We start from the raw sequence: 24,234 nt of genomic DNA on the forward strand, positions 1-24,234 counted from the left end.
TGCTTCGTGTTTGTCTCGGATGAAGGGCATCGTAGGTAGCGGCTATTGCTAAGACAAGCTAGACTTTTTTAGGCCCTGTTGAGCTTGTCTTATGAATATCGGAAACGTGTCCCTGCGCCAGTTGCGCGCCTTCGTCGCCATCGCCGATGCCGGCAGCTTTGCCGCGGCGGCGCGCCGGCTCCATCTCACGCCCTCGGCGCTGAGCCTCTTGATCCGCGATCTCGAACGCAACGTGGGGGTGCGACTGTTCGACCGCACGACGCGGTCGACCGCCCTCGCGCTGGCGGGCAGCGAGTTCTATCCGCTCGCGCGGCAGGTGCTCGACGATCTCTCGCGCGCGCTCGAGAGCACGCAGGACCTCGAGCAGAAGAAGCGCGGCACGGTGCGAATCGCCTGCACGCCGCTCTATGCGGCGACGACGCTGCCCGAGATGATTCATCGCTACCGCCGACGGTATCCGGCGATCGCGGTCTACGTGCTCGATTCGCTGAACCAGCAGGCCACCGCGCGAGTCGTGAGTGGCGAGGCCGACTTGGGCATTGCGCCGCAGCGCCCGACGCCGCCCGAACTGCTGCAGCAGAGCCTGATGCGCGATCGCATCCGGCTGGTGTGCCCGGGCGACCATCCGCTGGCCGCGCGCACCCGCGTGAGCTGGGCGCAAGCGCTGCAGCATCCGTTCGTGAGCCTCACGCCCGACTTCACGAACCGGCTGCAGGCCGATCTGTTCAAGCACTCGGATGCGCTGGCGCTGCATCCGGCGCACGAGGTGTCGTTCATCACCACCGCGCTCGGCATGGTGCGCGGCGGCTTCGGCATCACGGCCCAGCCCAGCCGCGTGCTGCCGATGCTCGAATCCTTCGGCCTGGTGTCGCGGCCGCTGACTTCACCGACGGTGGACCGCCACCTGTCGCTGTTCTGCGCGCGTGCCCGCGCACTGTCGCCGGCGGCCGAAAGCTTCAGGGACTTCCTGGTCGGCGAGCTGTCGGATACACCGGCCGAACTGCGCCCCGGCGCGGGATGAGACCCGCGCTCAGCGCTCCAAATAACCGTAGGCCGACAAACAAGCTTTCAGAGGCGCGCTCGCGCCCGTTCCGTACTCGAGCCGCTGCGGCGTGGTCGACTGCCGGTTCTTCTCGTCCTGTTCGGCCAGCGTCTTGCCCACGCGGTACTGGCACAGCAGCATCAGGTTTTCGGGCACCGACACGCCCGCGGTGTTGGTGAAGGACTTGGGCCGGTCCGAGTGGTAGGTCTCGCTCGGTGCCGCGGCCTTCGGCGCATCCTTGGACGAACCGGACTTCGGCCACAGGCTGCAGCCCGACAACGCCACGACGATGGCCACGAGGCCGCAAAACTTTGGATGCACTTCGATCTCCTGAGGGGTTGCGGGCGCAACGGCTTGCGCCGCCGCCGGCCGCGATGGGGCCGGCGGAATATAGCGGACGCACGGGCCGCGCGCTCGATCGCCCCCTCGGTCCGACACTCAATCCGACAGCGCCCGCATCCGCGCGTACAGGTCGGCCTTGCCCTCGAAGCCGATGCCCGGCAGCGGCGGCAGCGTGACGTGGCCGTTCTCCACCTTCACGCCATCGGGAAAGCCGCCGAAGGGCTGGAACAGGTCGGGGTAGGACTCGTTGCCGCCGAGCCCCAGCCCAGCCGCGATGTTGAGCGACATCTGGTGGCCGCCATGCGGGATGCAGCGGCTCGCCGACCAGCCGTGCTGCTCGAGCATGTCGAGCGTGCGCAGGTACTCGACCAGGCCGTAGCTGAGCGCGCAGTCGAACTGCAGCCAGTCGCGGTCGGGCCGCATGCCGCCATGACGGATCAGGTTGCGCGCGTCCTGCATCGAGAACAGGTTCTCGCCCGTGGCCATCGGGTTGGCGTAGTAGTTGCGCAGCGTGGCCTGCAGCTCGAAGTCGAGCGGGTCGCCGGCTTCCTCATACCAGAAGAGGTCGTACTGCGACAGCGCCTTGGCATAGGCGATCGCCGTGTCGAGGTCGAAGCGGCCGTTCGCATCCACGCAGAGCTTCTGACCGTCCTGCAGCACGCTCAAGATCGAGTCGATGCGACGCAGGTCCTCGTCGAGCGAGTCGCCGCCGATCTTCTTCTTGACCACCGTGTAGCCGCGGTCGATGTAGCTGCGCATCTCGTCCTTGAGCTTGCCGTGGTCCTGGCCCGGGTAGTAGTAGCCGCCGGCCGCGTAGACGAAGACCTTCGGGTTCGGCGTGCCGTTGCCGTAGCGCTCGGCCAGCAGCTGGAACAGGGGCTTGCCCTCGATCTTCGCCACCGCGTCCCACACCGCCATGTCGATGGTGCCGATGGCCACCGAACGCTCGCCGTGGCCGCCGGGCTTCTCGTTCTTGAACATCGTGTCCCACACCTTGTGCGGATCGAGGTTGCGGCCGCTCGCGTCGAGCAGCGTGTCGGGCTCGGCTTCGAGGATGCGCGGAATGAAGCGCTCGCGCATCAGCGTGCCCTGGCCGTAGCGGCCGTTCGAATTGAAGCCGTAGCCGACCACCGGCTTGCCGTCGCGGATCACGTCGGTGATCACCGCCACGAGGCTCAGGGTCATCTTGCTAAAGTCGATGTACGCATTGCGGATGGGCGAACTGATCGGAAGGGTCTGTTCGCGGATCTCGACGATCTTCACGGGAGGTCTCCAGGAGCTGAGGAAGACCCGATGGTGGCCGCGCGGCGCCGATTCGGCCAATGCCCTTTTTCTAGACTTCGATGCCTTGAAAGCACCGCCATGAATTTCCTCTGGCTCGACGACTTCCTGGTGCTGGCCGAAACGGGCAACTTCTCGCGCGCGGCCGAGGAGCGCCACCTGACCCAGCCGGCCTTCAGCCGCCGCGTGCGCGCGCTCGAGGAATGGCTGGGCACCGAGCTGTTCGACCGCAGCGGCCAGCCGGCCACGCTCACGCCCGCGGGCGAATGGTTCGGCACGGTCGCGCGCGAGCTGCGTGCGCGCGTCGACCGCATTCCGGCCGATGCGCGCGCCGTCAACGAAGCCGATGCCACGACCCTGCGGCTCGCCGCCACGCATGCGCTCTCGTTCACCGTCCTGCCGCGCTGGCTGCGCACCCTCGAGTCGCACGTGGCGCTGGGCCCGGTGCAGCTCATGTCGGACCTGCTGCCGCGCTGCGAGCTGCTGCTGTCGCAGGGCAAGGTGCAGTTCGTGCTGAGCCATGCGCATCCCGAGGCCGCGAACTCGCTCGATCACTCGGGAGCGCTGTCGACGCAGGTCGGTGCCGATGCGCTGGTGCCGGTCAGCGCGCCTGGTGCCAAGGGCCGCGCGCGGCACGTGCTGGGCAAGAGCCCCGCCACGCCCGTGCCGTTGCTCGCCTACAGCCAGGAATCGGGGCTGGGGCGCATCGCGCAGGCCGTGCTGGGCCGCCGGCTCGATGCGCTGGCACCGAAGGTGGTGTTCACCGCGCACCTGGCCTCGGTGCTGCGGACCATGGCGCTCGATGGGCGGGGGATTGCGTGGCTGCCGAGGACCTTGGTCGACGAGGACATCGCGGCGGGCACGCTGGTGCCGGCCGGTGGCGAGGAATGGGTCGTGCCGCTGCAGGTGCGGCTGTACCGCGGGCGCGAGCTGATGGGCAAGGCGGTCGAGGCGTTCTGGAAGGCGGCGCATCGCCACGCTCGACCCTGACATTCACCGGACCCATCGCCATGGGAGCATGGCTCCGGGAATTCCTCTTCGGATTTCGTAGCGTTTCTGACGGCTCGCAACCGGACAAGCGGGCTACCGCGCCTCGAGCGATCCGAGCTTGGACTCGACGCTGCGGACCAGATCCACCAGGCGGGGGCCCAAGCTCCTTTCGAGCTGATCGATATCCGTGGAGTAGGACGGCACGGTCAGGTTGAAGGCCAGTGCCATTCCATTGACGGGCATGCGCATCGGGACTCCCACCGCAGCGAGCGTGGGTTGCCAGTCGCCCGACACCACGCAGAAGTCTCGCGCGGCGATTTGCTCCTGGGCCTGCGCCGCTGCTTGCGAGAACGCAGTCCAGTCTTCAGGCTGCGATTCCTCGAGCCGCTTCAGTACCAAGGCGCGTTCTTGCGGATCAAGCGCGAAGAGCAGCGCCCTGCCCATCGCCGTGCGCAAGATCGGACGCGTGGAGCCGATATCGGGACGGGTCGAGTTGGTGTCCAACCCTTGAACCGTTTCGACGTAGACGACCTGTAGTCGATCCCGTGTCCCCACAGACACAGGACCCCGCACATAGCGCGCGAGCTCCAGCATCTCGGGCGCGGCCACCCGCCGGATCATCAACTGCGACAGCAGCGGATAGCCCAGCGACAGCACCGCAGGCCCGAGCGAGTACTTGCCTGTCTGCGAGTCCTTTCGCAGATACCCCAACCCCATGAGCGTGAAGGCGAGCCGCGAGACGGTGGGGCGCGTCAGTCCCAACTTGTCAGCGATGTCCTTGTTGCCGAGGGTCAGCGCCCCACCCGCAAAGCAGCCAAGCACCGCCAACCCCGAAGCCAGCGTAGACGCGAACTGCGGATGGTTGGCCAACGCTTCGTCGCCGAGGAATTCCGGACCAGGGAGATCCCGCTTGGCGGGTTGTTGAGATGCCATGTTGACATTTTATCGACACGTTTTCATAATTTCGTTCCATTAAATGGTCTTAAAACACATATCGTTCAACTATGTGGAACTAAAACGAAAGGCAGGAAAAATGATCACACGGCCAGCGCTCAAGGACCACGGCTCGCTGCTGTTCTCCTTCGCCGTCGTTGCGGATACCCATGTGAACGAACGCGACGACGCTTCCAGCTCTCCGTATCACACGAATCAGCTGGCCAACGAGCGCGCGCGCCACGTGTTTCAGGACATCGCTGCCATGTCGCCGGCACCGGCCTTCGTCGTTCACTTGGGCGACATCGTCCATCCCGTGCCCTCGCTGCCGACGTTCGGCGATGCGGTCGCGCAATTCAAGGCCATCGCCTCCCCCCTCAAGGTGCCCTTGCATCTGGTACCGGGCAATCACGACGTTGGCGACAAGCGCGTCGACTGGATGCCCGCTGACCAGGTGTGCGGCGACTACCTCGACATCTACCGTGGCGCCTTCGGAGCCGACTACCACGCCTTCGACCGCGAGAACCTTCGCTTCGTCTTCTTGAACTCGCTGTTGCTCAATTCGGGCCTGCCTCAGGAGCAGGCGCAGAAGCAGTGGTTCGAGGCGCAGATGGATGGTGCGGACGACAAGCGGGTGTTCCTGTTCATGCACTACCCCCCGTTCATCTACAAGGAGGACGAGCGCGGCAACTACGACAACGTGGACGAACCGGCCCGGAGCTGGCTGTTGGCGCAGATGAAGCGGCCGCATGTCGAAGGCGTGTTCGCCGGGCACGTCCACAACTTCTGGTACGACAGGACCGGTAACGCCGAGTTCTACATGCTGCCCTCGACCGCATTCCTGCGGCACGATTTCACCGAGTTCTACAAGGTGTCGCCGGGTTACGAGTTCGGCCGGGGCGATGTGGAAAAGTTCGGCTACTTTGTCGTCGATGTCTTCGAGACGGGCCACGTGGCTTACTCGGTCCGCACCATGGGCCGGCAGTCGGCCCTCGGCGCACCCGCCGCACGGATGCCCATGCGCTACCTGGCACATCCAAAGACTTCGACCTTCGATGGCGTGGGCGTCGAGCTGCGACATCCATGGGCCGAGTCGATGCAGATCACGGCCACCGGCGGGGTGCAGGAGTTCGGCCGCAAATGGGCGCGCAATGACTATCCCCTGCTCGCGCTTTGGGAGATGGGCGCACGCCTGGCAAAGGTGCCGGATCTCGACCTGGCGGAGCCGGAATCGCGGGAACGCATGCGGCTCATGGCGAAGCTGGGCCACCGCTACATCGTTTCCACGTTGAAGCTCCCGAAAACTGATGCACTGGCCGAAGCCGACGTCGAAGGCTGCGGCGTCGACGCATTCGAAGTCAACATCACGCTCGACAACTTCTCGCGCCGCAAGGACGAGTGGCGCGCATTTCGCGAGGCCACCGGACGAAAGCTCTATCTGTCCAAGATCCTGACCTACGACGGCTCGCACTACGACGGCAAGCACTTCAGTCATTTCGTCCACGCCGGCTTTTCGCTCGACGAACTCGATGCGCATGCCGAGCGGCTGGCAGCGGGTCGCTTGGCCGGAGAGTTCGACGGCATCACCGTGCGGCTCGAGGCCGAGCAGGATCTTGCCGCGAACGTCCGTGCCTTGAACCGGTTCGTCGAGCGCACGCGATGTCAGGTGCTGGTATCGCTCAAGCTGTCTGGAACGAGCTTGGCGATCGCGCGCACCGACGACCGTGGCAATGTGGCAAAGGTAGCGCAATCGATGATTCTCTCGAAGCTTTCGCCGTCCATCCGCTATGTCTTTGACACCTTCATGGACGTGGACCGAGGCTACTTTCCGCGCCACGCGTTCATCGACAGGCGCTTCAATCCGCGCCCTGCCGCGCAGGCCTTCGCGATGCTCGCGGCATTGTTCTCGGATTTCGAATCCTTCGCGCTGACGGATGCGGCAACAGCCCGCCCGGGCTCGCTGCAGTTCAGCGCCGGCCCTGACCGCTACGTCCTGCTGTGCGAAGACGCGCGGGCCGCGGCAGAGTACCTCGATGCCCATGCGCCGAAGGTGGCATACGACCTGGTCGAAGGCACCACCTTTACCGGCCAGGAACCCGTCGCCGCGTTGCGCGCCCGCCTATCGGACCGCGACCTGCCGAAGGGAACGCAAGTCCTCCTGATCCGCCTGTCCTAGTTCGTCCATCCTGCCCGGAGCGCTGCCATGTCCATCAAGTCTCTTGTCTGCGGCGTGTTCGTCGCAACGCTTTCTGCGGCTTCCACGGCTGCATTCCCCGACAACCCTGTCAAGTTGGTTGTGGCCTACGCGCCAGGGGGTTCGACAGACATCATCGCGCGGCTGCTGGGCGCCCGGCTGAGCGCCAGATGGGGTCAGCAGGTGGTGGTGGAAAACAGGACCGGTGCGAGCGGCATGATCGGCGCGGAGGCCGTCTCGCGCGCGAAGCCCGATGGCTACACCTTGCTGCTGGGCTACACGCCCGAGGTCTCAATGAACAAGCTCGTGTTCAAGAACATGCGCTACGACCCCATCACGGACCTTACGCCCATCGCGCTGATCGCCTCGGCTCCCCTCGTGCTCGCCGCCGGCCCCAAATCGCCGATCGGCAGCATGAAGGAACTGATTGCGCGCAAGGGGAGCGGCCAGTCGATCTCGTACGGATCGCCGGGGACCGGTGGCCAACAGCACATCGCCGGCGAACTGCTTGCACGCCAGACCGGCATGCAGCTTACTCACGTGCCCTATCGAGGAACGGGGCTTGCCGTCGCCGACCTGATCGGCGGGCAGATCGATCTGTTCTGGGCGACGACGCCACCGTTGCTGCAGCAAATCCGTGCAGGCAGGCTCAAGCCCTTGGCGGTCGCGGGGCCGGCAAGAGAGAAGCTGCTGCCGGATGTACCGACCACCACCGAACTGGGCATGCCGAATCTTCAGCTCACCAACTGGTTCGGCGTGTTCGGCCCGAAGGCGATGCCCTCCGCGCTCGCGAACTCCATCGCAGCGGATGTGATGCAGGAATTGGCGGACCCGGCCATGGTGAAAGGCCTCGAAGACCAGGGGCTGACCCCGACACCCATGCAGGGCGGCGCGTTTCGTTCATTCATCGACACCGAGATGAAGAAGTACGAGCAGATCGTCAAGGACACCGGCGTCACTGCCTCGCAGTGACGGATGCGACGGCGTCGATACCGGATCGATTCGGCCGCCGAGCTCCCTCGCACTCGCCATGGTGAGGACGACTTCCCCTGTTTTCGTCTCGCAGGTACAGCCCCCAACGATGCGCGCTCGCGGCGCCACGGGAGGCATCGGTACCAGCCCGCCGGAGTGACCTACCATCCACAACACGCGCGAATCCAAGACGACACGGCAGATCCGAACCTCCAACACACAGAACGGAGACCCGCATGAGAAAGCTCAAGATCATGGAGCACGTATCGCTCGACGGCGTGATCCAGTCCTCCGGCGAGGACGGCTTCCCGCATGGCGACTGGACCGCGCCCTACCGCACGCCCGAAGGCCGCGACGAAGTCCTCGCCGCGCACGGCGAACGCTTCGACCTGCTGCTGGGCCGCCGCACCTACGACTTGTGGTCGGACTACTGGCCCAAGGCACCGGGCGGGCCGATGGCGGACGGCCTGAATGCAGCGACCAAGTACGTCGTGACGCACCGCCCCGACAGCCTAGCCTGGGGCCCGTTCGAAGGCCTCGGGCCGGACATCGCCGAGAGCGTCGGCCGCCTCAAGTCGAGCGCCGGCCCGGACCTCGTGCTCTGGGGCAGCTCGACGCTGACATCGGCGCTGCTCGAGCACGGGCTGGTCGACGAGATGATGCTGATCGTCTATCCGGTGCTGCTGGGCACCGGCAAGCGCCTTTTCGCGCAGGGTTTGCCGGCTCGCGCCTTCGATCTGGTGAGCAACAAGACGACGCCGTCGGGGCTGGTGCTCGGCAGCTACAGGTTCGCCGGTGCTTTGAAGACTTGATAGTCCAACGGCGCGGCGTTCCGATCGACAAGCACGGCCAAACTTCGAGGGCTCACGAAAGGAGGCCTTGTCCTTGGTTGTCTCCAGCCAGATCAGCGAACACTTCGTCGGCATCGCGAAACCGCCCTTGCTCGATCTCGCGATGTCCCAATGCCAGGAGCTTCAGCAACGCGATCGTCTTTTCGCGTTCCTCATGGCTGCGGACATCCATCACCACGAGCTTCGCTTCCCCGTCTTGAGTGATCAGCAGCGCTTCGCGGCTGTCCGAGATCTCCTTGACGATATCCGTCGCGTGGTCCTTGAGATAGCTGATGGGTTTGACTCGGGTCGAGAACTTCATCGGAGTGGTCCTTCCGTGAACATGAAGGATCGATTCTGAACTGGATGAAGTCCCTCGACCCTTCCACTCAAACCACGCCCTGCGCCAGCATCGCATCCGCCACCTTGACGAAGCCCGCCACGTTCGCCCCGTCGACATAGCTCACGCGGCCATCCTCGCGGCGCCCATGAGCCAGGCAGGCCTCGTGGATGCTGCGCATGATCTGCAGCAGGCGCGCGTCGACCTCCTCGCGCGGCCATGACAGGCGCGCGGCGTTCTGGCTCATCTCCAGGCCCGAGGTGGCGACGCCGCCGGCATTGCTGGCCTTGCCCGGCGCATACAGCACGTCGGCCGCCTCGAACACCTTGACCGCCTCGATGGTCGACGGCATGTTCGCGCCCTCGGCCACGCAGACCACGCCGTTCTTCACCAGCGTCTTCGCATCCTCGACGTCGAGCTCGTTCTGGGTCGCACTGGGCAGCGCCACATCCACCGGCACGTGCCACGGCGTGGCATCGGCGACGAACTTCGCGCCGACGCGCTCGGCGTAGTCGCTCACGCGGCCGTAGTGGTGGTTCTTCACGTCCATCAGCACCGCGAGCTTCTCCGCGGTGAAGCCCGACTCGTCGACCACCGTGCCGCTGGAGTCGGACACCGTGACCACCCTGGCCCCGAGCGCCATGGCCTTCTCGATCGTGTACTGGGCAACGTTGCCCGCGCCCGAGACCGACACGCGCAGGCCCTCGAAGCTGCGCCCGCGCGTCTGCAGCATCTCCTGCGCGAAATAGACGTTGCCGTAGCCCGTGGCCTCGGGCCGGATCAGCGAGCCGCCGAACGAGAGGCCCTTGCCGGTGAACACGCAGTCGGCGCGGTTGGTGAGCTTCTTGACCATGCCGGTGAGGTAGCCCACCTCGCGGCCGCCCACGCCGATGTCGCCCGCGGGCACGTCGGTGTAGGCGCCCACGTGGCGGAACAGCTCGGTGGCGAAGGCCTGGCAGAAGCGCATGACCTCGCCCTGGCTGCGGCCCTTGGGGTCGAAGTCGGAGCCGCCCTTGCCGCCGCCCATCGGCAGCGTGGTCAGCGCGTTCTTGAAGGTCTGCTCGAAGGCCAGGAACTTCAGGATCGACAGGTTCACCGACGGATGGAAACGCAGGCCGCCCTTGTACGGGCCGATGGCCAGACTGTGCTGGATGCGATAGCCGCGGTTGACCTGCACGTCGCCGTGGTCGTCGGTCCAGCAGACACGGAAGATGATCACGCGCTCGGGCTCCACCAGCCGTTCCAGCAGCGCCTGCGCCTGGTAGCGCGGATGCTGTGCGATGAAGGGCCACAGGCTCTGGATGACCTCCGTCACGGCCTGCAGGTATTCGGGCTGCCCGGGATTGCGCTGAGCCACATGGGCCAGGAAGTCTTGGGCGCTGGCGTGCTTCATTCCTCTATCTCCAAAAAGGTGCGTTATGACCAAAATAGTGCATTTTGATGCACGAATGGCACAAGGTTATGCACCAAAGTAATGAAACTTGTAGGGATAAGGTTCGAATCTGCACCGATTTGGATTGAAAACGAGTTCGCCGTCAGCGGATGTGTCCGGTGGCGTCACGCGGTGACCAATCCACAGCCTTGAACGACGAGGTGTCCGGGAAGCAGACGCCCGCTGTCCCCGAATCATCCGGACGTCGCCGCGGCGGCGATCGCAAGTCGTTGATTTCAAAGGATTCCGGTGCTGGCATGTTGCGCGCTACTGACGAAAAGGCGGCAGCGCATGCCGCAACTTCCCACCACCGCAAAGCTTCCGAGAACCTCCAAATGCCACATCATCATTCCGCCGAGCACGACGACATCTGGTCCGTGGAGGGCCGCTTCCAGCATCTGATCTACAGCCCCAAAGGTGGCATCGAAGGACTTTTGATCGACACCGAAGGCATCGTCACGCAGTTCGTGGTCGATCCCCACGACTGCGCCAGCGTCGCCCTGTTGCTGGGCCTTCGTCGCGACCAGGCGCTGGTCGTCGAAGGCCGCGAATCCAAACCATCGCCGAAGGGCGACGGCGAACACGTGGTCTACCACTTCGAGCGACTGGCGGCCGTCGACGGTCGCGCGACCGAAGCGGCGGCACGACCGACGCAGGTGCGCGGCAAGGTCGTGCGCCTGAACTTCGCCAGGCATGGCGCCGCCAACGGCGTTGTTCTGGACAGCGGCGATTTCGTTCACCTCCGTCCGCAAGGAATGGAGCGCCTGCAGCTGAAGCCCGGCGATCAGGTGCAAGCGCAAGGCGCGGCCTCTCCGCTCGCCACGGACAGCGGGTGGGTGATCGAAGCGCACAGCGTCAACGGCGAATTGCTTTGACCGGCGCAGGTAGCGCGCGGTATCGGCGCTGACGCTCGCAACCTCCCCGGGCTGACCTAGATCCGCCCGCCGTCCGTCAGCACCGTGCGCCCCGTCACCCAGCGCGCATCGTTCGACGCGAGGAACGCCACCACGTCGGCGATGTCCTCGGGCTCGGCCAGCCGGCCCAGCGGCGTGAGCGCGGTCTCCTCGCGCAGGTGATCGGCGGGGATGCCCGAGGTCATGTCGGTGCGCGTGATGGCGGGCGCCACCGCGTTGACGCGGATATTGCGCGCGCCGAGCTCCATCGCGAAGCCCTTGGTCAGCACCTCGACCGCGCCCTTGGCCGCGGAATACAGCGCGGTGCCGCCGCCGGGGATGTGGACCAGGTCGGTCGACACGTTGACGATGGCGCCGCCCGCCTTCGGGATGTGCGGCAGCACGGCCTGCGTCAGCACGATGGTGCTCCACGCATGGGTGTCCATCTGCTCGACGAACATGGCGCGCGTGAGCTCGCCCACCGGCGCCGCGACGAAGGTGCCGGCCGCATGCACGAGGATGTCGATGTGGCCGTAGGCCTCGGCGATGGCGGCCACGGCGGCGTTCGCCGCGGCCTCGTCGGTGACGTCGGCCTGGAACGCGGAAGCGCGGCCGCCCTCGGCCACGATGCCGCGCACCACGGCCTCGGCCGCGGCGGCATTGCTCCGGTGCAGCAGCGCGACGGTGATGCCGTCGCGCGCGAGGCGGCGCGCCACGGCGGCGCCGATGCCGCGCGAGCCGCCGGAGACGACGGCGATCTTCTGGTTCTGTGTGTTCATGAGGAAGCTTCTTTCTCCGCGAAGAGGGATGACAAGGAAGCTTCGAAGGTAGGGCCGCGCGGCGCGTCGCACGAGCCGTGCGGGCGCAACGGGGCGTTGCCGCCGCTGCAACGCCATCGGCCGCGGCGCGCGCTCTCGTCAACCCGCGCCGGGCGGCTCGAGTTCGCGGTACTTCGTCTCGAGCAAGGCCAGCACCGCGCGCACCGCGGAACTCATGCCCTTGCGGCTCGGGTACAGCACGTAGGCCTGCGTGGCCAGCGAGGGCCAGGCCGGCAGCACGCGGCGCAGCCGGCCGTCGGCCAGCGCATCGCGGCAGGCCTCGATCGGCAGCTGCACCAGGCCCGCGCCGCGCAGCGCGGCCTCGCGCAGGGCCTGGTAGTTGTCGCTGATCAGAAGCGGCTGCGGATGGTGCAGCAGCGTCCGGCCGTCGGCATCGACCAGCGCCCAGGGCCGCACGCTGTCGGGGCCGCCGCCCTGGCCCAGCGCCGGAAAGCGATGCAGGTCGGCCGGCTCGGTGGGCTCGCCATGCGCCGCCAGCAGCGAGGGCGCGCCCACCAGTTCCATGCGCCCCAGGCCGATCGGCCGCGCGACGATGTCGGCCGAGGCCAGCGGCTGGCTCGCATAGCGGATCGCGAGGTCGATGCGCTCGCCCAGCAGGTCGACGAAGCGGTTCGACAGGTCGAGCGTGATGCGCACCTTCGGATGCCGCAGGCTGAACTCGCCGAGCCAGCCGCCGAGCAGCAGCTCGCCCGACACCGGCGAGGCGCTGATGCGCACCGGCCCCGCGGGCTCGCCCAGCGTCTCGTCGACGGTGGCGCGCACCGCCTGCGCCTCGTCGGCCATGCTGCGCGCGTGGCGGTAGACGCGCTCGCCCACGTCGGTGACCTGGAAGCGGTGCGCCGAACGCTGGATCAGCCGCACGCCGAGCCGCTTCTCGAGCGCGCCCACGCGCCGGCTCAGGCGCGACTTGGGCGTGCCGGTCTCGCGCTCGGCCGCCGAGAAGCCGCCCGCCTCGACCACGCGGGCGAACAGGAGCAGGTCGTTGAGGTCTTCCACCATGCTGTCGATGCCTTTCTTGCGTTTGCCTCGAGCGTGGCGCAGAGCGGCGTTCCACGGCTGCAACGCGGCGTGCCAGCGCCGGTATCGCGGCCGCCGCCGCGAATGCGTAGCCTGCGCGGTTTGACGATGCGCCCGCCGATGCCGACCTCCATTCTCACCACTCCGACACCGGCCCCGGCCGATGCCGCCACGCGCGGCGCCACCCTGGCCGCGGCCTGCCTCTCGATGGCCGCGATCGCGATGTCGATCACCGCCGCGGGCGTGGCGCTGGTGCCGATCGGCGCGGCCTTCGGCATCGGCTTCGGCGCGCTGCAATGGGTGCTCAACCTCTTCGTGCTGAGCTTCGCCGCCTTCCTGCTGCCGGCCGGCGCGCTCGCCGACCGCATCGGCCAGCGCCGCAGCTTCATCGCGGGCGGCGCGATCTTCAGCGCCTTCACGCTGATGGCCGTGCTGGCCACGCGCACCGAATGGCTGCTGGCCGCGCGCTTCCTGCAGGGCGCCGGCGGTGCGCTGCTCGCGGCCAGCGGTCCGGCCGCGCTCACGGCCGTGTTCCATGGCGAGGCCGAACGCAAGCGCGCCTTCGGCTGGCTCGGCAGCTGCGGCGGTGTTGGCCTCACGCTGGGCGCATTGCTGTCGGGCGCCGCGGCCACGCAGGGCGGCTGGCGCGCGGCGCTCGCGATCCATCTGCCGCTGGTGTTGGCCGCGCTTGTGCTCGCGCTGTGGAATTTCCGCGGCCATGCGGGCCGGGTGGTGCACACGCGCTTCGATCTCGGGGGCGCGGTGCTGGGCTTCACGACCATCGCGGCCGCGATGGCCTTCGGCATCCTCGGTGCCGAGCGTGGGTGGGGCGCGAGCGCCGTGCTCGCCTGTCTGGCGATCGCCCTCGTCGCGGGGTCGCTGTTCGCGCGCTCGCAACGCCGGCACCCGGCACCGCTGCTGCCCCGCGCCCTGCTGCGCAACCGCGGCTTCGTGTTCGCTTGCCTGCTTACGTTGCTGTTCACCACGGTGTGGGTCGCGATGTTCATCTACGTGCCGCTGCACCAGCAGGCCGCGCGCGGCCACGACGCGGACCATGCGGGCCGCACCCTGCTCGCGCTGCTGATGCCCGCGATGGTGATGCCGGCCCTCGCCTCGCGCCTGGCCGTGCGCATCGGCACGCGGTCCGTGCTGGTCGGTGGCTGCCTCGCGATGGCGGCCGGCCTGGGCCTGTTGTATCTGGCGTGGGCCGATCTCTCGCGTCCCGCCGCGCTCGAATGGCTGGCGCTGGCCCTGTGCGGCAGCGGCGCCGGCTGCCTCTACGGCCTGCTCGACTATCTCGCGATGGCCAGCCTGCCGAACGCGCTGGCCGGCACCGGCTCGGCCACCTTCAACGTGCTGCGGCTGCTCGGCGATGCGCTCGGCGCCATCGTGCCGGGCGCGGTGCTGGTGCTGGTGCAGGCGCTGGCGCCGCGGCTCGCGGCCGCCATCGGCGAGCCCGTGACGCGCGAGATGCTCAACGCCGTGGCGGCCGGGCAGTTCGGCGCGCTGGCCTCGGGCGGCGCGGCGGCGGCCGAGGCCTTTCGCAGTGCGATCGCGTCCGTGCCCGCAGTGCTGGCCGTGGGGGTGCTGCTCGGCGCCGTGCTGGCGTGGTGGCGCGCCGAGCGAACTTGAAGGGACGGCCCCGCAATCCATCGCGCCCTACACTGCCGGCCGATGGTTCCCGTCCCCTTCCCACCTCGCCATGCCTGAGCGCCTGACCTCCTGCTTCTGGCACGGCGATGCCTTGCGCAGCCGCAGCGTGAGCGATGTCGTGCTCGCGTCGAGGCTGGAGATTCCCGAGCCGCCGGCACGCCTGCTCGCCGACTGGCGGCGCGACGCGAGCACGCAGCTGATGCTCGAGCCCGGCGATGTCGAGCCGCTGTCGCTGGCGCGCGCGAGAACGCGCTGGCCCGACTACGGCCGCTGCGTGCAGGCGGTGGCCGACTGGGCCCGATCACGAGGACTGCCCGGCCTGCCAGGCGACGCCGACGTGGCACTGATGGCCTGCCGCGGCGCGCGCTATCACCACGACGGCGCGCAATACGGTGGCGCGCTGTTCTGCAACCTCTTCCTCGGCGAGGACCTCGGCCTCGACGTGCACTTCCCCTCGGCCGGCGTGCGCATTCCGCTCGCGCGCGGCACGGTCATGCTGTTCGACACCTGCCAGCCGCACGCGGTCATACGGCGCGATGGCGAGGGATTCGATGCCGCGGACTTCGGCGCGGAGCGCGACACCCTGCAGGTGTTCCTGACCTGGGAGCTGCCGATCGAGGACGAGGCGCTGGTCCGCGCGATGGGGATCCGCTTCGACGTCGATCCCTCGACCGCATCGCGGCTGACGCAAGAGCAGGTGCTGGTGAACGGCGAAGCGGCGACGCCGGACCCCGCGTCGGGTCGCTGGATCCGCGCCGTCTGAACGCGCCGTCCGATCGCCCCGGCTCGCGTCCGCGAGCAATGACTTTTGATCATTTCTCGCATGAGTTAATTGTGATTGAGCCGCCACAGCCCCTCACGTATCTTCAGCGCTCGAATCATTGAGAGACAAGCCCTTTTCGAGCCGCATGGCATCGAAGGCGGCACGAAGGAACGCATGAGAATTCTGGCCGAGGGTCTGCAATTTCCTGAAGGGCCGGTGGCGCTGGGCGACGGCTCGGTGCTGCTGGTCGAGATGCGCGCGGGCCTCGTCGTGCGGATCTCGCCCGATGGCGAGCGCCACATCGTTGCCGACTGCGGCGGCGGTCCGAACGGCGCGGCGATCGGACCCGACGGCGCGCTCTACGTCTGCGACAACGGCGGCAGCGCCTATGTGCCGGGCCGCTTCACCTCGACCGGGCCCGCGGCCGACTACGAAGGCGGCAGCATCCGCCGCTTCGACCTGCGCACGGGCGCGCACACGCTGCTCTACACGCATCGCGACGGCCATCGGCTGTCGTCGCCCAACGACCTCGTCTTCGATGCGCACGGCGGCTTCTACTTCACCGACTTCGGCAAGAAGCATGCGCGGCTGCGCGACTCCGGCGGCGTCTACTACGCGCTGCCCGACGGCTCGCGCATCGTCGAGGTGGCCTATCCGCTGCTGTCGCCGAACGGCATCGGCCTCTCGCCCGATGCGCGCGTGCTCTACGTGGCCGAGACCGAGACGGCGCGGCTGTGGGCCTTCGACATCGTCGAGCCCGGCGTGGTGCGCAAGCATCCCTTTCCCTCGCCGCATGGCGGGCGCATCGTCTGCGGACTGCCGGGCTTCCAGCGCTTCGACAGCCTCGCGCTCGAGGCCGGCGGCAACATCTGCGTCGCCACGCTGATCACCGGCGCGGTCTCGGTCATCGCGCCCGACGGCACGCTGCTGCGGCAGGTGGTCTTCCCCGACAGCTACGTCACCAACCTCTGCTTCGCCGGGCCCGACATGCAGACCGCCTACGTCACGCTGTCGGGCACGGGACAGCTCGCCTCGCTGCCCTGGCCCGCGCCGGGCCTGCGGCTGCATTTCAACGCGTAGCCCCGGGGCACGCGCACTAGAACACCCCTGGAGACACCCATGATCCGCCGCGAATTCATCGCCACCCTGGCCGGCGCCTGCGCTGCTGCCGCCCTGCCGCCGGCACGCGCCGCGGCGCCCTATCCGAGCCGTCATGTGCGCGTGGTCGTGCCCTTCACCGCGGGTGGCGGCACCGACGTGGTGGCGCGCGCGATCGCGATGGGGCTGTCGGAGTCGATGGGCCAGTCCTTCTTCATCGACAACAAGCCCGGTGCCAGCACCTTGATCGGCTCGGAGCTGGTGGCCAAGGCGACGCCCGATGGCTACACGCTGCTGGTCGCGAGCGTGCCGCATGCCACCAACCCGTGGATGATGAAGAGCATGCCCTTCGACACCGCGAAGGCCTTCGCGCCGATCGGCCTCGCGGTGCAGTCGCCGTTCATCATGGTGGCCTCGTCCACCTCGTCGATCCAGTCCTTCGACGACGCGCTCGCGGCGGCGCGCTCGAAGCGCCTGTCCTTCGCCTCCACCGGCAGCGGCACGGCCGACCACCTGTCGATGGAACTGCTGGCGCTGCAGTCGGGCGTGACGATGACGCACGTGCCCTACAAGGGCACCGGCCCCGCGCTGGCCGACCTGATGGGCGGCCACGTCGACCTGATGTTCGCGAACGTGGTCGCGGCCGCGCCGCTCGTGAAGTCGGGCAAGCTGCGCGCGCTGGCCGCATCGACCGCGCGGCGCTCGCCCTCGCTGCCCGAGGTGCGCACCGTCGCCGAGGCCACGGGCAAGCCCTTCGACGTCAGTGCCTGGACCGGCGTGCTCGCGCCCGCGGGCACCGACGCGGCCATCGTGGAGCGCCTGAGCACCGAGGTGCGCAAGGCCCTGCAGACGCGCGCCACGCGCGAGGCTCTGACGGTGAACGGCGCCGAGCCGGTGGGCAGCACGCCGGCGGAGTTCCAGGCCTTCATCGCGCGCGAGATGAAGACCTGGGGCGAGATCATCGCCAAGGCCGGCATCACGCCGAGCTGAACCGGAGCGCCGCATGCCCTACGTCATCCTCGCGCTCGACCAGCCCGACGCACAGGCGCTGCGCGAAACGCTCAAGCCGGCGCACCTCGACTACCTGAGCGAGCGGCAGCAACGCATGCTGGCCGGCGGCGCGGTGCTCGACGAGCACGGCCGCGCGATCGGCGCGCTGATCATCGTGGACGCCGACGACCGCGCGGACGCGGAACGCTTCATCGGCGACGACCCCTTCGCGCAAGGCGGCCTGTTCGCCTCGGTGCGCGTCATGCCCTGGCGGCAGGCCTTCTTCGACCGCCGCCGCACGAAGTGAACGGTCCCGCCTCGGCGTGACCGGCACCGGGCGTTCACCGCGCCCGTTTTTCCGACACAGACAACGGAGACACCATGAAGCGAATCGGGAAAGTCGCGGCCACCGCCGCGGCCGTGTGCATCGCGGCGGCGCTGCCGGCACAGGCGCAAGTGCTCAAGGAGTTCGGCAGCTTCCACGTCGGCGGCCGGCAGGTCACGCTCGACGGCTACCCCGTCACCGAGAGCGTGTTCACGCAGGGCGCGAAGCCCACGCGCGTCGATCCCAACGGCGACTTCGAGGTCGAGCAGATGTACGTGCAGTACCTCGTGCCCGAACCCACGCGCGCGAAGTACCCGCTGCTGATGTGGCACGGCGGCGGCCTCACCGGCGTGACCTGGGACACCAAGCCCGACGGGCAGCCCGGCTGGATGCAGTACTTCTTCCGCCAGGGCCATCCGGTGTACGTGTCGGACGCGGTCGAGCGCGGCCGCGCCTCGTGGGCGCGCTATCCCGAGATCTTCAAGGGCCCGCCCTTCTTCCGCACCAAGAAGGAAGCCTGGGAGACCTTCCGCATGGGGCCCGAGGGCTCGTACAGCCTCGATCCCGCCAAGCGCACCGCCTATCCCGAGGGCAAGTTTCCCGGCGCCTACCTCGACCAGTTCGCCAAGCAGTTCGTGCCGCGCTGGACCGTGAACGACGGCCCCACGCTGGCGGCCTACAACGCCGAGATCCAGAAGGTCGGACCCGCGGTGGTCATGGTGCACAGCCAGGCCGGCAACTTCGGCTTCCAGGCCGCGCTCGCCGCGCCGGACAAGGTGCGCGCCGTGATCGCCATCGAGCCCGCGGGCGCGCCGCCACCCGGCCCCGCGCTCGACAGCCTCAAGAACATCCCGATGCTCATCATCTGGGGCGACAACGTCGACAAGCAGGAGATCTGGATCCGCCAGCAGCCGGCCTCGCGGGCCTTCGCGGACGACCTCAACGCGCGCGGCGGCAAGGTCGAATGGATCGAGCTGCCGAAGATCGGCATCCGCGGCAACAGCCACATGACGATGATGGACACCAATTCCGACCACATCGCGGCGCTGATTCAGGACTGGATGAAGCGCAACGGTCTGATGCGCTGAGCGCGGTCGCGGCCCTCGGCCGCGTGCCTCAGCCGCCAGCGGGCCGCGCCCTGCGCTCGAACATGGGCACCGTCACGCCCCTGGCCTCGCTGCCGTCGGCCTTCCATACCAGCGTGTCGGCCGGGAACTCGTCCTTGCGCGTCATCGCATCGACCCTGGACGCGACCAGCGCCACGGCCTCCTTGACCTCGGGGTTCCACGCGAAGACGCCCGCGCGGCCATACCAGACCACCGGCGTGGCGGCGTCGAGGCGGCGATCGGGGCACATGGTGATGCGGCGCTGCGCGAGCACGCGCAGGGCACCGACGCCCACGGCGCGGATGCCGGGCCGGGTGTGCTCGGCGGAGTGGCCGGGACACACGCGCGCCGCCTGCTCGATCGCGTTGTCATAGACCTGGGCATCGCTCTGTGCGCGGGCCTGGAAGGCGACGAGGGCGCCGAGCAGGGCGAGGCCGGAAACCGGCCATGAGAGACGGTGGGGCATGCGAATCTTCCTCCTGGTTCATTCATCGGTCGACGAACAGATCGCCGGATGCATTCTTGCAAACGCCGCGCGGGCCGCCTGTAGGCCGACGACGCACCGGCCGCGGCGCTGGCGATAATGGCCGCCCCATGATCGTCCGCCCCCGTCCCCACTGGCTGCGCATGCTGTTCGTCTGGCATGGCTCGGTGCTGTCGTCGATCGTGCCGCAGCTGTTGTGGACCACCGGCTTCGCGATCCTCGTGACCGTGCTGCACGGCCGGCTGTTCCAGTGGAAGGTGCCGCTGAACTTCGTGCCCTTCTCGCTGATCGGGCTCACGCTCGCGATCTTCCTGGGCTTTCGCAACGGCACGAGCTATGCGCGCTACTGGGAGGCGCGCACGCTCTGGGGCACGCTGCTCAACGAAACGCGCACGCTGGTGCGCCAGCTGATCACGCTGCTGCCCTCGCGCGAAGGCACCGAACTGCCGGTCGCGCGGCTCATCGCCTTCGTGCATGCGCTGCGGCATCAACTGCGCGGCACCGATGCCGCGGCTGACCTCGCGCGACTGCTGCCGGAAGCAGACCGCGCGCGGCTGCGGTCCGTGCGCTTCAAGCCCGCCGTGCTGCTGCTGATGGTCGGCGAATGGCTGCAGGCGCAGCGACTGCAGGGCCGGCTCGCGCCCGAGCTCGCGCCGGCCATCGAGCTGCCGCTGGGCCGGCTCACCGAGGCCCTGGGCGGCTGCGAGCGCATCGCGGGCACGCCGATCCCGTTCACCTATGCGGTCATCATCCACCGCACCATCTACCTATATTGCGTGCTGCTGCCCTTCGGGCTGGTCGATGCGATCGGCGCGATGACGCCGGTGGTGGTGGCCTTCATCGCCTACACCTTCTTCGCGCTCGAGGCGCTCGGCGCGGAGATCGAGGAGCCCTTCGGCATGGAGCCCAACGACCTCGCGCTCGATGCGATGTCGGACACCATCGATGCGAGCGTGCGCGAGATGATGGGCGAGACGCTGCCGGCGCCGAGCGCGAAGGGCGTGGGGTACGTGCAGACCTAGGAGTCTGCGGGCCATTCGCTCAATCGAGTCGGATGTTCTTGTCGCGGATCAGCTGGCGCCAGCGCACCGACTCGCGCCGGACCTCCGCCGCCATCTGCTCGGGCGTCGAGACCACGGGCTCGGCATAGGCGAGCCGGAGCTTCTCGATCAGCGCGGGATCGCGGCTCGCACGGGTGATCTCCTCGTTCAGGCGAGCGACGATCTCGCGCGGCGTCTTCGCGGGCGCCCAGAAGCCCTGGAAGCTCGCGACGTCGGCACCGGGCACGAGCTCGGCGATGTTCGGCACCTCGGGCGTGGCGGGGTTTCGCTGGCCGTAGCCCCAGACCGCGAGGGCCCGCACGCGGCCCTCCTTCATGAACGGAATGGCATTCGCGGCCGGCTCCCAGACCAGCGGAACGGTGCCGGCCGCCACGTCGGTGAGCGCGCCGCCCTTGTAGGGCACGTGGAGCATCTCGACCTTCTCCTGCGCCAGCACCAGCTCCATGACCAGATGCGGAAAGCCACCGAGCCCGTACGAGGCGTAGCTGTACCTGCCGGGCGCCGCGCGCGCCAGGGCCATCGCTTCCTGCAGCGTCCTGGCCGGGAAGTCCCGCGCGGTCACGAGGTACAGGCCGTTGCGCACCGTCTGCGCGACGGGCGCGAAATCCTTGTCGACATCGAAGGGCAGCCTCGCGAAGGCGTGGGGGTTGCTCACGAAGGAATTCGAGACCGCGTAGAGCAGCGTGTAGCCGTCGGCCGGCGCCTTGGCCACCGTGTCCTGCGCGATGTTGCCGGTGGCGCCGGGCTTGTTGTCCACCAACACCGGTTGCCCGAGCGCCTTCGACAGCTTCTCGCCGTACATGCGCGCGATGACGTCCGCGGCCAGGCCGGCGGGCAGCCCGATGACGATGCGGATGGGCCGCGTCGGCCAGTTCGCCTGGGCGGTGGCCGCGACGCTCGCCAGCGCGAGCACGCCCGCGGCCAGCAGCCTGCGAATGGAAAGGGAATGGGATTGGCTCATGTCTGTCTCCTGGGCTCTGGTGGCCGCTCAATAGTTCGGGCTGAACGCCGCGGGTTTCAGGAGCTTCGACTCCTGCGTCTCGATGAAGCGGAAGATCTTCGGCGCGTAGGCCTGCCACTGCGGATCGGCCGACAGGGCGGCGCGGCGCCGGTCGCGGTCCGCGAGGTCGTCGTAGGCCCACAGGTGGACGATCTCGTTGAGCGGTCCGAACTCGGTGTGGAAGTAGCCGATCATGCGGCCCAGGTGCTGGCGTTGCAGCGCCAACCCACCCTCGTGCTCGTAGGTGTGGAGGTAGTCGCGCACGGTGCCCGCGCGCACGCGGTAGGTGCGTTGTTCGACGATCATCGGTGGTCCTTTTCTCGGGGCGTGCGGGTCCCCGCGGCGCCGGCCCGAGGCCTGGCATCGCTGCGGGGACGACGCGGGTCGCGTCAGTGCGGCGCGGGGAAGTTGGTGTCGTGCTTCTGGCTGATCAGCGCGACCTCCTCGCCCGAGAAGCCGGGGCCCGCCAGCGCGGAGATCTCCCTGAAGTAGCGGTCCTGCCCGCCCGGCACGCTCCAGTCGAGCATGCGCGCCGTGGTGGTGCCGACATTCCGGAAGCGATGGACGACGCCGCGCGGCAGGTAGACGATGGTGCCGGCGCCCACCGTGCGCGTGGTGTCGCCGGCGGTCACTTCATAAGTGCCTTCGACGATGAAGAAGCACTCTTCCTGCGTGAAGTGCAGATGGTCCGGCGGGCCCTCGCCGGGCCGGTGGCAGGCCATGATCACCGAGAGCCTGCCGCCCGTCTGTTCGCTGCCGAGCAGCACCTGCATGTCGAGGCCGAAGGGCTGGATCGCCTCGGCCTCCTCGGGCGTGACGATGACCGCGCCGGTCTTCGAGGGTTCGTTGTGCATGTCATGTCTCCTGGGGAAATGAAGAGGGCTGGCCGTTCGACACGAAGGCCTCCATGGGATGCACGGGCACGCCGCGCACCAGCGGCACGCAGTCCGGCGGGAACTCCTGCCGGAAGCGGAAGCCTTCGGCCAGGGCCTGTTCGATGTAGGGCTCGAGCTGCGCCATCGCGCCGGTCTCGTAGTCGTGCAGCACGCTGAGTGTCCAGTCCTGTTCGCGCGCCTGCGCGAGCGCCGTCCGCGGCCATCCCTCGGGGTCGTCCCAGTCGCGCGGGATCGAGTTCCAGAGCACGCAGGTGAATCGCCCCTCGCGCAGGAACGCGAGCGCCGCGCGGCTCAGCAGATGCGGACCGAGGACGCCGCCGCCGCCGAAGGGACGGAACAGCCTGTCGGGATGCGACAGCTCGCCGATCAGGTCCTGCGTGCGGCCGATCTCCTGTTGCGGCGCGAGCGGGTCGGACGACGCGCCGAGCGGTACATCGTGCGTGTAGGTGTGGTTGCCGATCCAGTGGCCTTCCTCCCTCGCCCGGCTGGCGAGTGCAAGGCCTTCCTTAGAGGCCAGGTTCTGGCCGAGCGCGAAGAAGGTCGCGCGGATGCCGTGGCGCGCCAGCACGTCGAGCACGTGCGGCGTCACGGCCGAGGTGGGGCCGTTGTCGAACGTGAGCGTGATCGAGCGGCTCATCGGCCGGGCGCGCATGCGCGGTGGGGGTTCAACCTCTTGTCTCCTTCGGTGTCGCGGGGAAGCTGGCGCAATGATCGGCATCGGGCCCGCTACACACAATATGGAAACGAAAGAAGATACTTTTTCCAGATTCGATGCAATGATCGGCCATGCCCGACTTCCTGAACCAGGCCAGCGTGCTGTCGCTGCGCTGCTTCGTGGCGGTGGTGAACGCCAACAGCTTCACGACCGCCGCGCGCCAATTGCGCATGGCGCCCTCCTCGGTCACCAAGCACCTGCAACTGCTAGAGCGCGCGACCGGCGCCGCGCTGGTTCACCGCACCACGCGGCGCATCAGCGTCACCGATGCGGGCGAGGCCTTCTATGCGCGCTGTGTCGACATCCTCGAACAGCTCGAGGGCGCCGTGGCCGGCATCGCGGGCGAGCAGGCCGCCGGCGGCCACCTGCGCGTGACGGCGCCGCCCTCCTTCGCCTCCGCGGTCGTCGCGCCCGCCCTGCCGAAATTCCTCGAAAGCCATCCCGGTGCCACCGTGGACCTGGTGGTCAACAGCAACGTGCCCGATCTCGTGCGCGAGCGGGTCGACCTCGCGCTGTTCATCGGCGAGGAACTGCCGACCAAGCAGGCGCAGCTGGTGCTGGCCCAGAGCCCGCAGGTGCTGTGCGCATCGCCCCAGTACCTGAAGTCGCACGGCACGCCGCGCTCGGTCGACGATCTCGCGCGGCATCGCTGCCTGTGCCCGCGCTTCTCGGAGGTCGCCGAGACCTGGCACCTCGACGTCAAGGGGCAGTGGCAATCGATCCGGCCGCAGGCCGTGCTGCTATCGGACAACGGCGATGCGCTGCGCAGCGCCTGCCTGGCCGGCGCGGGCATCGGCAACTTCTACCGCTTCCATGTGGCCGAGCATCTGGCGCGCGGCACGCTCGTGGAGGTGCTGCCCAGGAACCCGCTGCGCGCGAAGACGATCTATGCGGTGCTGCCCCACCGCAGCATGATCCGGCCCCTGGTGCGCAGCTTCACGGCCTTCGTGCGCGAGGCCGTCGAGCAGGCGCTGCAGGACACGCAGCCGCCGCGCAGAAAGCCTCGCGCGGCCGCCACCCGATGAACCGATCGCTCGC

At 68.3% G+C, this 24,234-nt stretch carries 26 protein-coding genes; 14 read left to right on the forward strand and 12 right to left on the reverse strand.

What is annotated here, in order from left to right:
- The first annotated feature begins 91 nt into the window (after positions 1–91).
- The gene (locus INQ48_33670; GenBank protein ID QRF62483.1) at positions 92–1,021 is read left to right on the forward strand and encodes a LysR family transcriptional regulator; all 930 of its coding nucleotides are present in this window, start codon (positions 92–94) and stop codon (positions 1,019–1,021) included.
- Between the two features lie 9 nt (positions 1,022–1,030).
- Here INQ48_33670 and INQ48_33675 read toward each other — a convergent pair whose 3' ends face one another.
- Together INQ48_33675 and INQ48_33680 are read right to left on the reverse strand one after the other, a co-directional pair.
- Positions 1,031–1,363, reverse strand: coding sequence for a hypothetical protein (locus INQ48_33675; GenBank protein ID QRF62484.1), 333 nt, complete (start codon positions 1,361–1,363; stop codon positions 1,031–1,033).
- 117 nt (positions 1,364–1,480) lie between these two features.
- Positions 1,481–2,647 carry a mandelate racemase/muconate lactonizing enzyme family protein gene (locus INQ48_33680; protein QRF62485.1) on the reverse strand — a complete coding sequence of 389 codons (1,167 nt, stop codon included), beginning with the start codon at positions 2,645–2,647 and terminating at the stop codon, positions 1,481–1,483.
- A 99-nt stretch (positions 2,648–2,746) separates the two neighbouring features.
- Between INQ48_33680 and INQ48_33685 the strand changes: the two genes are divergently transcribed.
- Entirely contained in the window at positions 2,747–3,655 is a 909-nt protein-coding gene (locus INQ48_33685) for a LysR family transcriptional regulator (protein ID QRF62486.1), read from the forward strand.
- 93 nt (positions 3,656–3,748) lie between these two features.
- Here the strand turns inward: INQ48_33685 and INQ48_33690 are convergent, their stop codons facing one another.
- Entirely contained in the window at positions 3,749–4,588 is an 840-nt protein-coding gene (locus tag INQ48_33690; GenBank protein QRF62487.1) for an IclR family transcriptional regulator, read from the reverse strand.
- 100 nt (positions 4,589–4,688) lie between these two features.
- Between INQ48_33690 and INQ48_33695 the strand changes: the two genes are divergently transcribed.
- From INQ48_33695 to INQ48_33705, 3 genes are all read left to right on the forward strand, one after another.
- On the forward strand, positions 4,689–6,764 hold the full coding sequence (locus INQ48_33695; GenBank protein QRF62488.1) for a metallophosphoesterase: 2,076 nt from the start codon (positions 4,689–4,691) through the stop codon (positions 6,762–6,764).
- 27 nt (positions 6,765–6,791) lie between these two features.
- Positions 6,792–7,754, forward strand: a complete 963-nt coding sequence (locus INQ48_33700; GenBank protein QRF62489.1) for a tripartite tricarboxylate transporter substrate binding protein — start codon at positions 6,792–6,794, stop codon at positions 7,752–7,754.
- 236 nt (positions 7,755–7,990) lie between these two features.
- Complete coding sequence (locus tag INQ48_33705) at positions 7,991–8,566, forward strand: dihydrofolate reductase family protein (protein QRF62490.1); 576 nt, start codon at positions 7,991–7,993, stop codon at positions 8,564–8,566.
- A 52-nt stretch (positions 8,567–8,618) separates the two neighbouring features.
- Here the strand turns inward: INQ48_33705 and INQ48_33710 are convergent, their stop codons facing one another.
- A complete protein-coding gene (locus INQ48_33710) occupies positions 8,619–8,906 on the reverse strand; it encodes a type II toxin-antitoxin system Phd/YefM family antitoxin (protein ID QRF62491.1) in 288 nt (95 codons plus the stop codon).
- Positions 8,907–8,973: 67 nt separating this feature from the next.
- Positions 8,974–10,317 carry an NADP-specific glutamate dehydrogenase gene (gdhA, locus tag INQ48_33715; GenBank protein QRF62492.1) on the reverse strand — a complete coding sequence of 448 codons (1,344 nt, stop codon included), beginning with the start codon at positions 10,315–10,317 and terminating at the stop codon, positions 8,974–8,976.
- A gap of 374 nt (positions 10,318–10,691) precedes the next feature.
- Between gdhA and INQ48_33720 the strand changes: the two genes are divergently transcribed.
- On the forward strand, positions 10,692–11,231 hold the full coding sequence (locus INQ48_33720; protein ID QRF63062.1) for a hypothetical protein: 540 nt from the start codon (positions 10,692–10,694) through the stop codon (positions 11,229–11,231).
- Between the two features lie 56 nt (positions 11,232–11,287).
- Here the strand turns inward: INQ48_33720 and INQ48_33725 are convergent, their stop codons facing one another.
- Together INQ48_33725 and INQ48_33730 are read right to left on the reverse strand one after the other, a co-directional pair.
- Complete coding sequence (locus INQ48_33725; GenBank protein QRF62493.1) at positions 11,288–12,028, reverse strand: SDR family oxidoreductase; 741 nt, start codon at positions 12,026–12,028, stop codon at positions 11,288–11,290.
- Between the two features lie 138 nt (positions 12,029–12,166).
- Positions 12,167–13,084 (reverse strand): LysR family transcriptional regulator, encoded by a 918-nt coding sequence (locus tag INQ48_33730; GenBank protein ID QRF63063.1) that lies wholly within the window; start codon positions 13,082–13,084, stop codon positions 12,167–12,169.
- Positions 13,085–13,225: 141 nt separating this feature from the next.
- Between INQ48_33730 and INQ48_33735 the strand changes: the two genes are divergently transcribed.
- The 6 genes from INQ48_33735 to INQ48_33760 all read left to right on the forward strand — a co-directional run bounded on the left by INQ48_33735 (position 13,226) and on the right by INQ48_33760 (position 19,022).
- On the forward strand, positions 13,226–14,737 hold the full coding sequence (locus tag INQ48_33735) for an MFS transporter (protein QRF62494.1): 1,512 nt from the start codon (positions 13,226–13,228) through the stop codon (positions 14,735–14,737).
- 70 nt (positions 14,738–14,807) lie between these two features.
- On the forward strand, positions 14,808–15,521 hold the full coding sequence (locus tag INQ48_33740) for a hypothetical protein (protein ID QRF62495.1): 714 nt from the start codon (positions 14,808–14,810) through the stop codon (positions 15,519–15,521).
- Between the two features lie 174 nt (positions 15,522–15,695).
- On the forward strand, positions 15,696–16,601 hold the full coding sequence (locus tag INQ48_33745) for an SMP-30/gluconolactonase/LRE family protein (protein QRF62496.1): 906 nt from the start codon (positions 15,696–15,698) through the stop codon (positions 16,599–16,601).
- 39 nt (positions 16,602–16,640) lie between these two features.
- Positions 16,641–17,609 (forward strand): tripartite tricarboxylate transporter substrate binding protein, encoded by a 969-nt coding sequence (locus INQ48_33750; protein ID QRF62497.1) that lies wholly within the window; start codon positions 16,641–16,643, stop codon positions 17,607–17,609.
- Between the two features lie 13 nt (positions 17,610–17,622).
- A complete protein-coding gene (locus INQ48_33755; GenBank protein ID QRF62498.1) occupies positions 17,623–17,916 on the forward strand; it encodes a YciI family protein in 294 nt (97 codons plus the stop codon).
- A gap of 74 nt (positions 17,917–17,990) precedes the next feature.
- Complete coding sequence (locus INQ48_33760) at positions 17,991–19,022, forward strand: esterase (protein ID QRF62499.1); 1,032 nt, start codon at positions 17,991–17,993, stop codon at positions 19,020–19,022.
- A gap of 28 nt (positions 19,023–19,050) precedes the next feature.
- On the opposite strand, the gene INQ48_33765 is transcribed toward INQ48_33760, so the two are convergent.
- Entirely contained in the window at positions 19,051–19,467 is a 417-nt protein-coding gene (locus INQ48_33765) for a hypothetical protein (protein ID QRF63064.1), read from the reverse strand.
- Positions 19,468–19,634: 167 nt separating this feature from the next.
- On the opposite strand from INQ48_33765, the gene INQ48_33770 reads away from it, so the two are divergent.
- Positions 19,635–20,546: a hypothetical protein gene (locus INQ48_33770; GenBank protein ID QRF62500.1), complete on the forward strand. Its 912-nt coding sequence runs from the start codon at positions 19,635–19,637 to the stop codon at positions 20,544–20,546.
- 19 nt (positions 20,547–20,565) lie between these two features.
- Here the strand turns inward: INQ48_33770 and INQ48_33775 are convergent, their stop codons facing one another.
- The 4 genes from INQ48_33775 to INQ48_33790 form a co-directional block, all read right to left on the reverse strand.
- Positions 20,566–21,387: a tripartite tricarboxylate transporter substrate binding protein gene (locus INQ48_33775; GenBank protein QRF63065.1), complete on the reverse strand. Its 822-nt coding sequence runs from the start codon at positions 21,385–21,387 to the stop codon at positions 20,566–20,568.
- A 186-nt stretch (positions 21,388–21,573) separates the two neighbouring features.
- Positions 21,574–21,891 (reverse strand): NIPSNAP family protein, encoded by a 318-nt coding sequence (locus INQ48_33780; GenBank protein QRF62501.1) that lies wholly within the window; start codon positions 21,889–21,891, stop codon positions 21,574–21,576.
- An 83-nt stretch (positions 21,892–21,974) separates the two neighbouring features.
- The gene (locus INQ48_33785; protein QRF62502.1) at positions 21,975–22,439 is read right to left on the reverse strand and encodes a cupin domain-containing protein; all 465 of its coding nucleotides are present in this window, start codon (positions 22,437–22,439) and stop codon (positions 21,975–21,977) included.
- Position 22,440: 1 nt separating this feature from the next.
- Positions 22,441–23,118 (reverse strand): polysaccharide deacetylase family protein, encoded by a 678-nt coding sequence (locus INQ48_33790; GenBank protein QRF62503.1) that lies wholly within the window; start codon positions 23,116–23,118, stop codon positions 22,441–22,443.
- 149 nt (positions 23,119–23,267) lie between these two features.
- Here INQ48_33790 and INQ48_33795 point away from each other — a divergent pair, with 149 nt between their 5' ends.
- Positions 23,268–24,221, forward strand: coding sequence for a LysR family transcriptional regulator (locus INQ48_33795; protein QRF62504.1), 954 nt, complete (start codon positions 23,268–23,270; stop codon positions 24,219–24,221).
- The last annotated feature ends 13 nt before the right edge of the window (positions 24,222–24,234 follow it).

Origin of the sequence: Variovorax paradoxus (assembly GCA_016806145.1) — a bacterium.
Lineage (GTDB): Bacteria > Pseudomonadota > Gammaproteobacteria > Burkholderiales > Burkholderiaceae_C > Variovorax.